Source organism: Stieleria varia (genome assembly GCF_038443385.1).
Lineage (GTDB): Bacteria > Planctomycetota > Planctomycetia > Pirellulales > Pirellulaceae > Stieleria > Stieleria varia.
The window spans coordinates 2,957,159-2,973,588 of sequence record NZ_CP151726.1 but is presented as its reverse complement, the minus strand read 5'-3'; the positions used below and the strand labels follow the sequence as shown (position 1 = coordinate 2,973,588).

Here is a 16,430-nt window from a genome sequence, read left to right as displayed (position 1 = left end):
GTACCCCGATGAAGAGGCTGATTCCAAGCAGCTCTTCATATTTCTTCCAGAAAAATCGTTTTAGGCGTCACAGACCTAAAAACGCTTCGCCTAAACCCGCTGACCGAGAATGCGCAACGCCGTTGCACAGCATCGCTGCGATGGGGCAGTCGTGTTCCATCCCCGCCCATTTAGCCCACCCTGTTTGCCGCTCAAACCGAAAAGAACCCCGCCGATGATCTTCAAGAACCTGCTCGGAAAGCGTACCTCACGACGTCCTCGCGCCCAAACCGCTGCCTACCGAAAACGGTCCCGATTGCGTACCGAACTGCTGGAAGATCGACGGTTGCTGGCCGTGGTGGTTTGGGACGGCGGCGGAAGCGATCAGAATTGGAGGACGGCTGAGAACTGGGCGACAGATGTCGCCCCCGTCGCCAACGATGAATTGGTCTTCCCGGTTTCTCCGAGTTCGTTTAGCGCACTGAACGATTTCCCGGCAAACACATCCTTTGCGTCGATTTTGATCAGCGGCAGCGGTTATTCGCTGGGCGGCAATGCGATCGAGCTCAGCGGTTCCGTTTCCAGTACCGGCAGTGGGAACACATTTTCGATGCCGATCACACTGGGCAGCAACGGTGGTTTCAGCAGTGCCTCGGGGACCTTCACGGTTGACAGTGACATCAACAACGCCGGCAACCTGCTCAGTCTTGACGCGGCAAGTGGAGCACTGACGATTTCCGGTTCGATCTCGGGCAGCGGCGGTGTGTCGACGAGCGGGAGCCAATTCGTCACGCTTTCGGGCGATAACAGCTATTCCGGTGTCACGACCATTGGCGGCAATACTTTGGTTGTTCAGCATGACAATGCGCTCGGTGCCGGGGACAACACAGCAGCCACCGGAACGATATTGACCAGCAACAGCGGCGAATTACGGCTTGATGGGGGAGTCACAATTCAAAACGAGTTGTATTCATCCACTGACGTCTATCTCTATTTGGAAAGTTACGGGGAGACGAGCAACACGTGGTCAAGTGACTTGATCAGCAATCAAGATATCTTTCTGAAGCCCAACTACAACAATCGTTTGGTGCTCGACGGCTCCCTTTTCACCGGTTCCGGCTCTCTACTTCGGATCGAAGGAAGCGACACCGGCACGGTAGTGATCAATGGCACCGTCAGCACCAACTACGTTTATATCTATCGTGGTACGGCAGAGATCAACAGTGCAATCACCACGGTGAACCGACCTAATGCCCACGAATATTACGGAGGTCGGTTGAGCGGCACCGGCTCCGTCTCGTGGACGAACTCATCTTCGGCGAACCTTGGAGGTAGCGTAAGACCTGGTACCCATGCGTTAACGGGGACCCTGACCCTCGATGGCGATGCCATATTTAATGACTTCTACAATCGATCAGGCCTAGAAATTCGGTTGGGGGGAGCCACTGCCGGAACCGGATACGACCAACTGATCGTCAACGGAGACGTACAACTGGCGGGCGAACTGGATGTAACCCTGCTGAGCAGCTTTGCCAGCGTCGGCGACTCGTTCACCATCCTGGAAAACACCAGCACAGGTACGACCGCTGGTACATTTGACGGACTGAGCGAAGACGCTTTGATTTCAGTGGACGGCGAAGTCTTTTCGATCTCCTACTCTGCCGGAACGGACAGCAACGACGTTGTGCTGACCAAAGTCCTGGCCGGAATCTGGGACGGGGAAGGCTCCGATGGCAACTGGATGAACGCGGTGAACTGGGTCGGTGATGTCGCTCCATTGCCGGGTGCGAATCTGCTCTTTCCCGAATCCGTGGCACAGACATCGACGGTTAATGATTTCCCTGCGGAGACATCATTTGGCTCGATTTTGATCAGCGGAGGAGCGTACTCGTTCACGGGCAATGCGATCGAACTCAATGGCTCCGTTTCCAGCGCCGGCAGTGGGAACACGTTTTCGATTCCTGTGACACTGGGGGGCAGCGGCGGTTTCAGCAGCGGGTCTGGTACGTTCACGGTTGATGGTGACATCGATAACGCTGGTAACCCGCTCAGCCTGAACGCAGCAAATGGATATCTGACGATTTCCGGTTCGATTTCTGGCAGCGGTGACGTGACGACAAATGGAAACCTGATCGTCACACTCGCGGGTGACAACAGCTATTCCGGCGTCACGTCCATTGGCAGCAATACCCTGGTCGCAGCGCATGACAATGCGCTCGGTGCCGGGGACAGCACAGCAGCCACCGGAACCATCTTGAACAGCAACAGCGGCGAATTGCGGCTTGATGGTGGAGTCACGATTCAAGACGAGCTGTATTCATCCACCGACAACTATCTCTACTTGGAAAGTGTCGGGACGACCACCAACACGTGGTCAGGCGATCTTGTCAGCAATCAAGAAATCTCTTTGAAGCCCAGCTACAACAACCGATTGGTGCTCGACGGCTCCCTTTCCACCGGTACCAGTTGGCTACTGCGGGTCAACGGCAACAACACTGGCACGGCTGTGATCAATGGCTCCGTCAGCACTTACTACATTTATGTCAATGGTGGCTCGGCAGAGATCAATAGCCCAGTCACGACGACCAATGCGCCCAGGATCTATCAGTACAGTGATTCCCGATTGAGCGGAGCGGGTTCCCATTCTTGGACGAACACCTCCTTCGCAGACTTGGGAGGAAAGGTACGTCCGGGCACTAGCGAAGAAACTGGACTCCTGACTCTCAATGGCGATGCGACATTCAATGATTCACAGAATCGCGCGGGCCTGGAAATTCGGTTGGGCGGAACCACCCCCGGTAGCGGCTACGATCAACTGATCGTCAATGGGAACGTACAATTAGCGGGTGATCTCGACGTGACGCTGCTGAGCAGTTTTGCCAGCGTCGGCGACTCGTTCACCATTCTGGAAAACACAAGCACCGGCACGACCACAGGTACATTTGACGGACTGGGCGAAGGCGATTTGATTTCAGTGGACGGCGAAGTCTTTTCGATCTCCTACTCTGCCGGAACGGACAGCAACGACGTTGTGCTGACCAAAGTCCTGGCAGGAATCTGGGACGGGGAAGCCACCGATGGAAACTGGATGAACGCGGTGAACTGGGTCGGTGATGTCGCTCCCTTGCCGGGTGCGAATCTGCTCTTTCCCGAATCCGTGGCACAGACATCGACGGTTAATGATTTCCCTGCGGAGACATCGTTTGGCTCGATTTTGATCAGCGGCGCCGGGTACTCGTTCACTGGCAATGCGATCGAACTCAATGGCTCCGTTTCCAGTGCCGACAGTGGTAACACGTTTTCAATCCCCGTGACACTGGGCGGCAGCGGCGGTTTCAGTAGCGGATTTGGCACTTTCACGGTTGACAGCGACATTGATAACGCTGGCAACCTGATTTCCCTGAACGCGACCAGTGGATCTCTGACGCTATCAGGCTCGATCTCTGGCAGCGGTGGCGTGACGACGGGCGGGAATTTGATCGTCACGCTATCGGGTGACAACAGCTATTCCGGCGTCACGTCCATTGGCAGCAATACCCTGGTCGCAGCGCATGACAATGCGCTCGGTGCCGGAGACAGCACAGCAGCCACCGGAACCATCTTGACCAGCAACAGCGGCGAATTGCGGCTTGATGGTGGAGTCACGATTCAAGACGAGCTGTATTCATCCACCGACAACTATCTCTACTTGGAAAGTTTCGGGACGACCAATAACACGTGGTCAGGTGACTTGATCAGCAATCAAGAAATTTTTCTGAAGCCCAATTACAACAACCGATTGATACTTGACGGCTCCCTTTCCACCGGCACCAGTTCATTGCTCCGGATCGACGGAAACGACGCTGGAACGGCAGTGATCAATGGCGCCGTCAGCACGTACTACATTTATGTCAATCGGGGCACAGCAGAGATCAACAGCGCGGTCAACACCACCATCTCGCCCAGGATCTACCATTACTATGGCGCCCGATTGAGCGGAACGGGCTCCCATGCTTGGACGAACGCGTCTCCCGCAGACTTGGGAGGAAAGGTACGCCCTGGCACCAGCGATGAAACCGGACTCCTGACTCTCGATGGTGACGCGACATTCAATGATTCCCAGAATCGCGCGGGCCTGGAAGTTCGATTGGGCGGAACAACGGCTGGCAGCGGTTACGATCAACTGATCGTCAACGGGGACGTGCAACTGGCGGGCAATCTTGATGTGACGCTGCTAAGCAGCTTTGCCAGCGTCGGCGACTCGTTTACCATCCTGGAAAACACAAGCACCGGCACGACCACCGGGACATTTGACGGACTGCCTGAAAACGGACTCGTCGAATACGGAGGCAATATTTTCCGAATCAGTTACGTTGGTGGAACGGATGCGAATGATGTGGTGCTCAGTGCCATCACGACCAACCACTTCCCAACCGGCGACGCACAAACCCTGGAAACGCAATACGACACGCCGATCAACATCACGCTGACCGGCAATGACATCGATGGCGACTCCTTTGGTTTCTCCGTCGAGAGTTCACCGTCGAATGGATCGCTGTCCGGAACGGTACCGAACCTGACATACACTCCGACACCTGGTTATTTCGGGACAGATTCCTTCGATTTTCGTGTGACAGATGACGAAGGCGGGTTTTCGATCGCGACCATTTCGATCGACGTGCTGCCACCGATGGCGGTGGTGGGGACCGTTCCGACGATCGGACAGGGAGCGATCGGCGAAGGGATCACTGATCTGGAAGTCCTGTTCAACCAAGATCCCGTTTTCGCTTCTGGCGACATCACGATCGCCATCTCGTCAGACGGGGCAGATCGACTTCTTGGCACAGCCGATGATGTGGCAATAGCAACGACCGCTGCCGGAACGGGCAGCGACAGTGTCGCCGTGTCCTTTGATCCATTGGTCGCCGGATCGTATCGATTGACCGTCAGCAACAGTGGCGACCAAATTTACTTGAATGATTTTGTGGTCACCGACGACACCACGACACTGTTCTCAACTTACGGATCGCAGTACGAAGTGCAGACTGGAGGGACGGGGGCCGGACAAGTGACCCATGCGGGTCTCTATAGCGGCAGCGGTTCTGCTTTTGACGGATTGTACCGCTTGCAAGTGGACGGTTCCTCGATCAACTTTGATCCAACTCTTGCAACCACCGACGATGGTGGTGAAACGAGCATCACCTCGGTCCAAGCAGTTCCGATCAGTGGACTGGGAGGCGACGAGCTGCGTGTCAGTCGAGAAGTCACGGTTTCGTATTCCGGCTACGACGAATTCGCACGAACGATCGACGTCTTTGAGAATGCCACCGCAAGCGACATCACGACAACCATCGAGTTGATCGGCAATCTGGGCAGCGATGCAAACACGATTGTGTTCAACACATCCGATGGCGACACCGATGTCGAAGTCACCGATCAGTGGATCGGGACGGACGACGCAGACGACGATGGGTCCGCGGCATTGATCCACATGGTTCATGGAGCCGATGGATTGCAGCCCACCGATGTTCAAGTCGTTGGCGACAACATTTTCTGGACGTACGACATCACAGTGCCCGCCGGCGAAACGGTTCGATTGGCAACGTTCACCATTCAAGATGCCTTGAGATCGACCGCGGAATTCATCGCGTCGGACTTTGTCACCGAAACGGGATTCCGCTATGACGCCGAGTTATATCTGACGGAGAATGAGAAAGCGTCGATTGCCAATTTCACGTTCCCCGCCGCCGATGACTTGACCACCGCGTTTCCTGTCGCCATGCAGTTGCGGGATGCGACCGATCAAGTTCTGACCGGTACACACACTCTCGAATACACGCTGTACGATGCGGCGACCGCTGGGAATCAGCTGGCGTACTCCATCACGACCGATGTGGATGTGTCCTTCATCCCTGGAGGCTTTTATCAGTTTGACTTGGCCGATTATCTCGGTGTGCTGAATCTGCCGGCCGAAGGTTTGTTCCTGGAGATCAGTGTCGATGGGGTTCCTGCCGCACAACGGGTGGAACTCAACGGTGACGTCATCACCACCACGGCAGGCGATGTGACGATCCGCAACGCATTCCTGTCCTCTGCCACACGCAATGTGGACAATGCGACGTGGGCGCTGCGTCTGCTGGGCAACTTGCGGGAGTTGAGTGATGTGCCAGCGGCAGGTGTCGTCGCATGGCAGGCTTCGCTGTTTGACAGTGAAACGGGTGGAATTGCCGTCTACAGTGACTCGGGCGAATTGATTCTCAACGATTCGATCGGCGGTTCATTCGGGATCAACTTGGGACAGAACACACCGCTTGATCTACAAATTCTGAGTGATAATACAGACCTTTGGGTGGAGTTGACCGTTCAAGGAGAAATGCTGCCGACTCGGTTCAAGGTGGATGGCGGCGGGCTGTCGGCGGACACAACCAATTTCCGTTTTGACACGCTGTACGCTGCTCGCAGTTTTGACTTGATGGAAAGCCAGGACTACGGACCGGACACGGTCAGCGTCGCCGGGCTGTTGATCGACTCAGTGACCGGAGTCCCGATCACTGGGGAGCATTCCTTTGAGTTCGCGATCTACGATGCCTATGCAGGAATCACAGTGTACTCCGAGACGGCGACGATCGATGTGACCGATGGGATCTACGGATCGTTTGCGCACGGCTTGGGGTCGGTGACCCCGTTGGACATGAACTTGCTGAAGGCCCCTGAGCTGTACTTGGAGATTTCCGTTGACGGACGTGATCCGGTGTACCAATTCAATCCGTTGGACACGGCATCGAATTTTGTGTTTGTGCCTGTGGATTTGAACCCGGCGACAGTTGTCAGCACGTTCCCGAGCCTCGATAGCGGCTCGACCGAGAGCGGGGTGAGCTACTTTGACATCGAGTTCAGCGCGGCGTTGGATTCGAACACGGGAGCTGACTCCGCAGAGCTGCGAGGACTGGGAGCAGATGGACTGCTGGGCACGGCAGACGATGATGTAATCGACATCACCTCGTATGCGTCTGGCAGCTATCTCTACGTCTACAACAATTATGATTCGCTGACCGAAGGCGTCTTTCGGCTGACGATCAGTGATGTGTTGACCGACGCGTATGGTGATCCGATCGACGGCGATGCCGACGGTGTGGTTGGCGGAGACTATGTGGTCGATTTTGTTGTCTTGCCGACGGGGCTGCAAGTTCTGTTGCCACCTGTTGAGGTGGCATCTTCGCTCAGCGATGTTTCACAAATCGTCGCAGCGGATTTGAATTACGACGGGTACCTCGATTTCGTCACCACCCGGTACGACGACAGCTTGATCGTTCTCGGATTCGGTGATGGCGAGGGCGGCTTCACGACTCAGAGCATTTCGTCGCTCGGTACCTTGCCCAATACCGTGGCGGTCGCAGATTTCAACAGTGACGGCTACGACGATTTGGTGGTTGGTGAGCGAGGATCAAGCTGGTTTGCGGTCTATCTGAACGATGGTTTCGGCGTGTTCACGAGTGTGGCCCCGATATCTGGCGGGACCTTCAGTCGCGAAGTCGTTGCGGTGGACTTGAATAACGACGGGAACAAGGATCTCGTCATGCAATACGACTCAGGAGTCGACGGTGACGTCCACGTCGTGCTGGGTGATGGACTGGGAGGCTTTAGTGGAGGCTACTATGCATCGCCTGCCGGCACGAACGGCCAAGGCTTCCGGCCGCTTGATTGGAACGGGGACGGCTACATGGACATCGCCTACACGCCGTTCTCAAATGGTTCGGTGGTGCGATTCTTGATGAACGACGGTAGTGGTAACTTGTTTGAATCGACAAATACACTGCCAGTCGGCAACTACGCCGGTTTGCCCGCCGTGGGCGACTTCAACTTTGACGGCTACGCGGACATCGCGGTGACGAGCAGTGGTGTGGCGACGGGGAACCTGAAAGTGTTCCTGGGCGACGGATCGGGCGGTCTATTGGAGACAAAGACTTTGACCACCACGAAGTCATTCGCAAGTCAAACCGTGACGGGAGATTTCAACGGTGACGGCTTTCCCGATCTCGCGGTCGCTCATACGGGCAGTGGAGACGCGATCAGTGTTCTGTATGGAGATGGAACGGGCAACTTTGATTTCGCCTACTTGACGAGCCCGAGCGAAAGCGATGTCTATTTGGCGTTCGATGCGATCGCCGTCGATGACTTTAATCTTGATGGAACATCGGACCTGTTGGTCAGTGCATACATTCCCGGTGCCGTTTACGGGTTGCTGAGCGGTCTAGAGCCGTCGACGGCGGAGTTGATTTCGGTCAGTGGCATGTCCTTTGATCCGCAGATCCGTGGATTGCATGCCGGCCAGTTGGTTCAAGGCAGCGGGAACGCGTTTGACGGGCTGAATCGGCTGCGCGTGGGCTCGACCGATTTTGAACCCACAGGTGCATCTGTCTTTGCTGATTCGGGAGCGACGGTAGTCACGGGTTCGCAAATGATCGACGGATTGACCGTCTCTCGAGAGATCACCGTGCCAACGAGCGGTGCAGAGAGTTTTGCCCGTACGATCGAATCGTTTGCCAATTCAACGGGAGCGGACATCACGACGACAGTCACGATTCTGGGGAATCTTGGTAGTGACTCCGAGACGACTGTGTTTGCATCGTCCGACGGAGACACTGATGTCGAGACAACCGATCAGTGGTTCGGCACCGATGATGCGGACGGCAGCGGCTCGCCAGCTTTGGTGCATTTTGTCCACGGAAAGAGTGGGTTGACGCCCACGGACGTGCAAGTCGTCGGGGACAACGTGGTGTGGACTTACGACCTGACCGTGCCAGCCGGAGTGATCTTGCGTTTGATGACTTTGACGGTAGCTGCGGATACACGTGCCGACGCGGTTGCGGCAGCCGGTGCTTTGCTTTCCGAGACCGAACTGACCGGACAAACCGCCGTCCATCTGAGTCAAGCCGAGATCGATTCGATCGCGAACTTCCGATTCAACTCGGCCCCCGTTGCAGTTGCGGATTCGATCATCACCGACGAAGACAATCCGGTGGAGTTCAACGTATTGGCCGACAACGGAAACGGAGTCGATTACGATCCCGACGGTACGATTGTGGCTTCGTTGACCACCGCGGATTCGCCGCTGGTGGGCACTTTGACCGATCTGGGTGACGGAAACTTCCGCTACGATCCGACAGGTGTCTTTGACCACTTGCCATTGGGCAGCTTGTCACCGATCACGATTTCGTACCAGATTGTTGATAACGAAGGAGAAACGGCGACCAGCTACGTCACGGTGAACGTGTTCGGCGTCAATGACATTGCCGTCGTCGGCGGAGATGTGACAGGCAACACTGACGAGGACGCGGTCGTCCCGGTGACGGGAGCATTGACCATCGTGGACCTTGATAGCGGACAAGAATCCTTCATTTCACAAACCGACACAGCGGGCACCTACGGAAACTTCAGCGTCGATTCGTCAGGCAACTGGTCGTATCAAGTTGACACCACCAAGACTCAACTACTTGTCCCGGAATCCCTTGCGACCGACTCGTTCGAAGTCGTCTCGCTGGACGGTGTCACCAGCACTCTTGTTGAGATCACCATCGCTGGGCTCGACGATCCAGCCGAGATCGTTGGAGATTTGAGAGGAGAAATCAGCGAGGATGCGACTGAGGCTGTTGCCGGTCAGGTCAACGTGAACGATCCGGATTTGGGTGACAACTTGGTCGTCGCCCAAGTGGATGTGGCTGGCAGCTACGGAACCTTTAGCATCGCCGCGACGGGAAACTGGACTTACACGATCGACAACGCGTCGGCTCAGTCGCTCAACGAGGGCGATGAATTCGCCGAGGAGTTTGAAATCCAATCCATTGACGGCACGGACACCAACACCGTGACGGTGACGGTGCTCGGGTTGAACGATGTGGCAGCGATCACGGGTGATGCCAGCGGTGAGACCGACGAAGACAACGCGGCGCCGGTGACCGGCACACTTGTCGTGACGGATGCCGATGAAAATGAATCAGGCCTGATCAGCCAGACATCGACGGCGGGGCTCTATGGTTCCTTCAGCGTCGATGAGTCTGGTAACTGGACTTACACGCTCGACAACGCAAGCGTTCAAAGTCTGTCTGCCGGCAGCAGTGTGACGGATGAGTTCACGGTAACTTCACTGGACGGTGGAACGACTCAGGCGGTTGAAATCAACATCGTGGGCAACAACGATGATGCTGCGATCACCGGGGAACTCAGTGGAAACGCGGACGAAGATGCCACGTCGGCGGTGACGGGTACTGCGACGGTGACCGATCCCGATAGCGGGGAAAGTGGATTCCAAGCGGACGGTCCTGTGCTGGGTGATTACGGCAGTTTCAGCATCGACGCCGGTGGCAACTGGACGTACACGGTGGACACTACGTCCACGCAAGCATTCAATGCGGGCGACGAGTTTAGCGACACGTTCCAAATCGTTTCCGCCGACGGCGGGACCACGGCCGACGTCGTGATCACGATCAGCGGAAACAACGACATTGCGGAAATCACTGGCGATGTTTCAGGATCGACCAACGAAGACGCCACGACGGACTTGACGGGAACGCTGCTCATCAACGATGCCGATGAAGGTGAATCGCTGGCGGTCGCCCAGACGGACACCGCAGGTGTTTACGGCACATTCAGTGTCACGGAGTCGGGTGCATGGAGTTACACCATGGATCCGCTGGCCGTTTATGCTCTGAATGCGGGCGACATCGTGACGGATTCATTCGATGTCAGTTCACTGGATGGATCTGGAATCGTGACCGTCGACATCCAGATCACAGGCGTCAACGATTTGGCCACGATCAGCGGCGACACCACCGGGGCGACCGACGAGGACGCCACAGACCCAGTCACCGGATCATTGACCGTGACGGATGTGGATGAAAACGAAGCCGCCCTTGTCCCACAGTTGATAAGCGGCAGCTACGGCAGTTTCAGCATCACGGCAAACGGTGATTGGTCATACACGGTCGACAACGGGGCATCACAAACCCTGCGATCGACCGACGTTGTGTCCGATGTTTTTGTCGTGGAATCGCTTGACGCTTCCGCCTCGTTGGAGGTCGTGATCGAAATCGCGGGGCTCAACAACATCCCTGATATCACCGGCGATTTCGACGCAACAGTGATCGAAGACCAAGTCGGGATCGCGTTGGGACAATTGGATATTGATGATCCGGATGACAGCGAAAGCCAATTCATTCCTCAATCAGATACCGCAGGTGATTATGGAACGTTCCAGCTGAGCGCGTCAGGAGCCTGGCAATACACGTTGGATGATTCGGCGGTCCAATCCCTTGGCGTCGGAGAGACACTGGATGAAGTTTTTGAAGTCGTATCGCTCGATGACAGTGCGACGGTCTTTGTTTCCATTCTGATCGAAGGAACCAATGACGATCCAGTGATCGACACGATCACTGCGTCCGCAGGGACCGCTGAGTCGACCTCCTCCGCCGATCCGGTTGTCCTGTCGGTGGACTTCACCGATCTGGATTTGAATGATGTTCATCAAGTCGAGGTTGCTTGGGGAGAATCGCCGGGCGTGTACGAGCCGATCGTGATCGATCCGTACACACGCAGCATTGAGACAAGCCATCTTTATGCGGCGCCTGGAGAATACACCATTTCCGTTCGTATCGAGGATTCCGCGACTGCGTTCTCGGTCGCAACCGCGGACACGATCGTCTCTGGTACCGAAACCTTCATCGTCAACACGACTGCCGACGCGTTGGATGCCAACATCGGAGACGGCATTGCGGCAGACGCACAAGGTCGAACCACATTGCGAGCTGTGCTGCAGGAAGTCAACGCCAGCCCGGACTATGTCGATCATGTGATTCTGTTCGACATTCCACTCTCGCAGCTGGACGCCGCGAGTTCGCGATTTGTCATCACCCCCGTTGTCCAGTTGCCCGAGATCACTCAAAAGATTTCTATTCTGGGAGGCTCGCAATTGGGAGCCGGAGTTACTCCTGCGATCGAGATCAGGGGAACGTCGATTCCGGGGATCTACGCTGACGGTCTGCGGGTTCGAACGGACGACGTGTTTGTCGACTCGCTGTTGATCACGTCGTTTCCACGCGACGGCATTGATGTGCAAGGTGCCAGCGGCGTCGAGATCACCAACAGTGAGTTTGCCTACAATGGACAACACGGGATCTACTTGACCGATACGACCGATGTGGTCATTCGCGACAACGAAGCCTACGGCAATGCTTCGTCGGGAATTCGAGTGTCCGGTCCCCTTTCCAGTAACAACTCGATCATCAACAACCGACTCGGAGTGAAGCAGCCAACCGGCCCCGGCATCAGCCAAGCGATCGGGAATTCATCCTACGGAATCTACATCGCTTCACCGGAGAACTTGATCCAAAACAACACGATTTCCGGCAACTCCCAATCGGGGATCGTGATCGGCGGACCGACCGCCAATGACAATCAGATCTTCGGCAACTACATCGGCGTGGACTCGTCCGGATACGCTGCAGTGGGAAATGGCGGATTCGGAATCTACGTCGGCGAGGCCAGCGGCACGCAGATCGGTGGACCAGAGGCAGGTCAAGGCAACGTGGTCTCTGGCAACGGCAACTCGGGCGTGTTCCTGAACGGTTCGGTCGACACGACCATCCAAAACAACATCATCGGTTTGAACGCCGCTGGGAATGCCGCACTGCCCAATGCCAAGCACGGCGTTCATTTGCAAAACCACGCGTCGGGTAACACGATCAGCAACAACGTGATCACTGCCAACACAGCCAGCCAGATCTTTATCTTTGGTGCGTTGACCTCCGGCAACACGATCACGGGAAACAAAGTCGGCTTCACTGCCGACGGCAGCGGCGTCTTGCAAGGTGGGCAGCGAGCGATCTGGTTAAAGGCATCAGGAAATGTCGTCGGCGGCACGACCCAGAGCGACGCCAACTGGATCACGGGTGCGACCACCGGCATCAGTCTGGGAACGGCAGAAGCGATGGACAACGTTGTGCTGGGCAACTACGTCGGCACCAGCCCCGACATCGACGATCCGATCTTTGGATTGGCCGTGGGCGTCGAGATCTATGGAGGAGCATCGAACAACCAAGTCGGTCCTGACAATGTGATTGCCAACAACTGGCGTGCTGCGGTGCGAGCCTATGCCGACAGCATCAACAACCAGATCACGCAGAACAGCATGACCGGCAACGTCAACGGGATCGACCTTGGTCCGGTCGGACTTGATCCCAACGACGCGGGCGATGTCGACGACGGTCCGAATCATCTGCAGAACTCGATCACGCCGCTATCCGATGCCACACTGACATCGACCGGTGCGACGACTGCAGAGCTGCATCTGGACTTCACGGTGGATTCGGCGGTGGAGAATTCTGCGTATCCATTGACCGTCGAGTTCTTCGTCGCCGACGAAAACGGTCATGGATTGCAGTACCTGGGATCCAGCACGTTCGTCGAAGTCGACTTGAATGCGGGAACCGCAAGCGTGGATTTGACAATCGACGTCAACGAACTGAATTACGCGTTGGATTACTTGACCGCGACGGTGACAGACAACAATGGCAATACGTCCGAGTTTGCCGGGCGAATGGATGTCGTCCAGACGGTGAATTTCAGCTTCACCAACGCCGTCAACGTCGCCCCATTGATGGCCAGCCATCCGATGGACGTGAACAAGGACCAGGTGATCAGCGCGTTGGATGCATTGCAGGTGATCAATGGATTGGCGGAGCTGCGGGCCGAAGGCGAGACCGTGGTGGATACCCTGCGAGACCCGCGAGACGTCAATCGTGATGGGCGAGTCTCCGCGCTCGATGCTCTACTGATCGTCAACCAACTTCGCGAAGGACGCGTTCAGTCTCCGCTATCGACCTTCACCGAGACAGTGGACGATTTCTTTACGGAATTGGACGAAGAAGAATCCCTGGTCATCGAGGAATTGCTTGAAAACTCGCTCTTTTAGGGTGGACCAAGCCCATTTTGTGAGGCTGCTGGGCACCGTGAAGTGGGTCTAGCGGCGATTCTCGGGTCATTAGCACGCTTTTTTTAGAGATTTTATAAGCGAATCCCCCAATACTGGTGTTTAAACTCGTTGGACCTGCCTTCCCCTACGTTTCCAGGCAGTTCCTGCCGGCTCCTCCCCAGTTTTGGCTTCCCATACTCGGTCCATCCCCGCTCTTGACGCAGGTTCGGCGTCCGACAACTGGGTTGTGCAACCTCAGAGTAATCATCTGAAAACCTGCACTATTGACCTGAGGGGGCCTTCAGCCGACAATAAAGTTCATTAGTTCGCCATTCTGCCCTCCTTCTTTTTGAAAGTGTTGAAATACGATGCTGCGACTTTGCATGCTCTTTTTGTCGTTCATTTGTTTGGTTTCGGTCGGATGTGGTGGTAGCAATACCACTGAAGTCCCTCAAGGGTTGACTGCTCCGACGCCCGAGGAAGAGAAAGCATTGGAAGACTACACGGCGTCACAGCAGATTGACCCCAAGACGGGACAACCCGTCGGCAACTGACGCAGATCTCGATTCAGCTATTGGTTCAGTGCGCAGGCTTTATCTTCTGCTAGGCCTGTGCTTTTTCGGTTCCCTTTTTCTTTCGTCATGCATTGAGAGGACATTATGTTTAGGAAACAAGCTCGCGGTAGACTCGCGTTTACCTTGGTCGAGCTGCTGGTCGTGATCGCGATCATCGGTATTTTGGTGGGGCTGCTGCTGCCCGCCGTTCAGGCTGCTCGCGAAGCTGCCCGACGTATGCAGTGTAGCAACAACATGAAGCAACTCGGATTGGCGTTGCAGAACTACCACTCGACCTACAAGAACTTCCCGGCTCTTTCTGGTGGCACCAACAACTTGGGTGGCGGTGTTGCAAACAACAACTGGTTGAGCTGGCGTATTGGCCTTCTGCCGTTCTTCGAACAGCAGGGCTTGTGGGAGCAGATCAGCAATCCGAGTCAACTTGACCGAGCCGGTAGCCCGACTCAGAACTGGCCCGCCATGGGCCCTGTGCCGTGGCACGACAATTACCTTCCTTGGATGACTCAAGTGACCACGTATCGCTGCCCGAGCGATCCGGTGGAACGAGTCGGTGGTCCCAACTCGACGGAACAGGCCTTCACAAACTACGCGGCGTGTACCGGCGACGGAACTTACGAGCAGCAACACGGTGGCGTCGATGATCAAGGACGTCCAAACAACAGCGGTACGTGGGGAGACAGTGCTGTTTCCAGATGGTCTCGCGGTGTTTTCCGTGCCCGTCACTTCATGTCTTTCAAGGACATCAAAGACGGTACGGCTCATACGATCGCCCTTGGTGAAACCACTGTTTACGGTGGCGACCTTGCAATCAAATCGGCGATTTACACCGCAGGCGGAAACGCAGACGGACCAGTGAACACGCCTCCAGGAAACTGGGAGTCTCAACTGATCGATCCGTTGAACCCAACTCGTTACCTTGAGTCCCTCGGAGTTGCCGGCGGTGGCGGCACCGTGGGTGTTGATACGGCCAACATTCGTCACCATAAAGGTCGACGTTGGGCTGACGGGCGAATCCCTTACTCGGCGTTTCAAACCGTTCGTCCGCCGAACAGCTACAGCGTGCAGCAGGCCGAAGGAAACACGGGCATCATTTCCGCAAGTAGCCACCACGCAGGTGGCGCTCACGTGACGATGGCCGACGGTTCGGTCACCTTCGTCACCGATTCGATCGAAGCGGGTGATCAAACGTCCTATGCGATCGGTAGCGATCCAGCGACCGGTGGATGCGGTGCCTGCTCTAAAGTCGACGCTGGCAAGAAGAGCCCATTTGGTCTCTGGGGTGCACTTGGTACTCGTGCCAGCAAAGAAACAGAAACCCTCGACGACTGATCTGTTTTCGTAGCTAATGGTATCCTGACGACGGCCGCAACAGACTCTGTTGCGGCCGTCGTTTTTTTGTCTGGACGCAAGTTTGGAGGATAATCCTGGCCTGTCAAAAGTCCGTGTTGACTCGGTGTTTCGGCGTTGGTTGTTGAGCCATTTCTTGTCCACTGTCACCGCCCCCCAAGGAACTTGGGAGATGTCGCGTTTAGCCGTTGAGGCGAATGCGAGGGAGGGGCCCGTTTGCTCAAGAAAGCCTTTCTGAATGGCAAAACGCTTGGCGGGGCACGCTATCGACTTGGAAAGTCGAAAACGAACGCCACCATCCGCCTAGTGCTCTGGGACAACTTATCTTTAGGGTAGTGGATCTTGTTAAAGATCCTGTAGCGGTGGGATCTTTGACAAGATCCACTACGGCAAGCCCCAACTTCTAGCTGTCCCAAACCACTAGCCCAGATTATTCACGCGACTCCCTAACTTCTTCGCAATACGTTTGCACGAAACGGCTTACGCGGATTGGCACGAAAACAGTCTGCGCAAATCAGCCGCCACGCGATAGCGTCCGGTTCTCACGCCTGTAATCGGGAACCGGACGCTATCGCGTGCCGGCT

General features: G+C 55.9%; 3 protein-coding genes. All 3 read left to right on the top strand.

Annotation, left to right across the window (positions count from 1 at the left end; genetic code table 11):
- Positions 1-214: 214 nt before the first annotated feature.
- The 3 genes from Pla52nx_RS09890 (at position 215) to Pla52nx_RS09880 (ending at position 15,828) form a co-directional block, all read left to right on the top strand.
- A complete protein-coding gene (locus Pla52nx_RS09890) occupies positions 215-13,924 on the top strand; it encodes a VCBS domain-containing protein (RefSeq protein WP_197454524.1) in 13,710 nt (4,569 codons plus the stop codon).
- A gap of 368 nt (positions 13,925-14,292) precedes the next feature.
- Complete coding sequence (locus Pla52nx_RS09885) at positions 14,293-14,478, top strand: hypothetical protein (protein WP_146519732.1); 186 nt, start codon at positions 14,293-14,295, stop codon at positions 14,476-14,478.
- Positions 14,479-14,583: 105 nt separating this feature from the next.
- On the top strand, positions 14,584-15,828 hold the full coding sequence (locus Pla52nx_RS09880) for a DUF1559 domain-containing protein (RefSeq protein ID WP_146519733.1): 1,245 nt from the start codon (positions 14,584-14,586) through the stop codon (positions 15,826-15,828).
- The last annotated feature ends 602 nt before the right edge of the window (positions 15,829-16,430 follow it).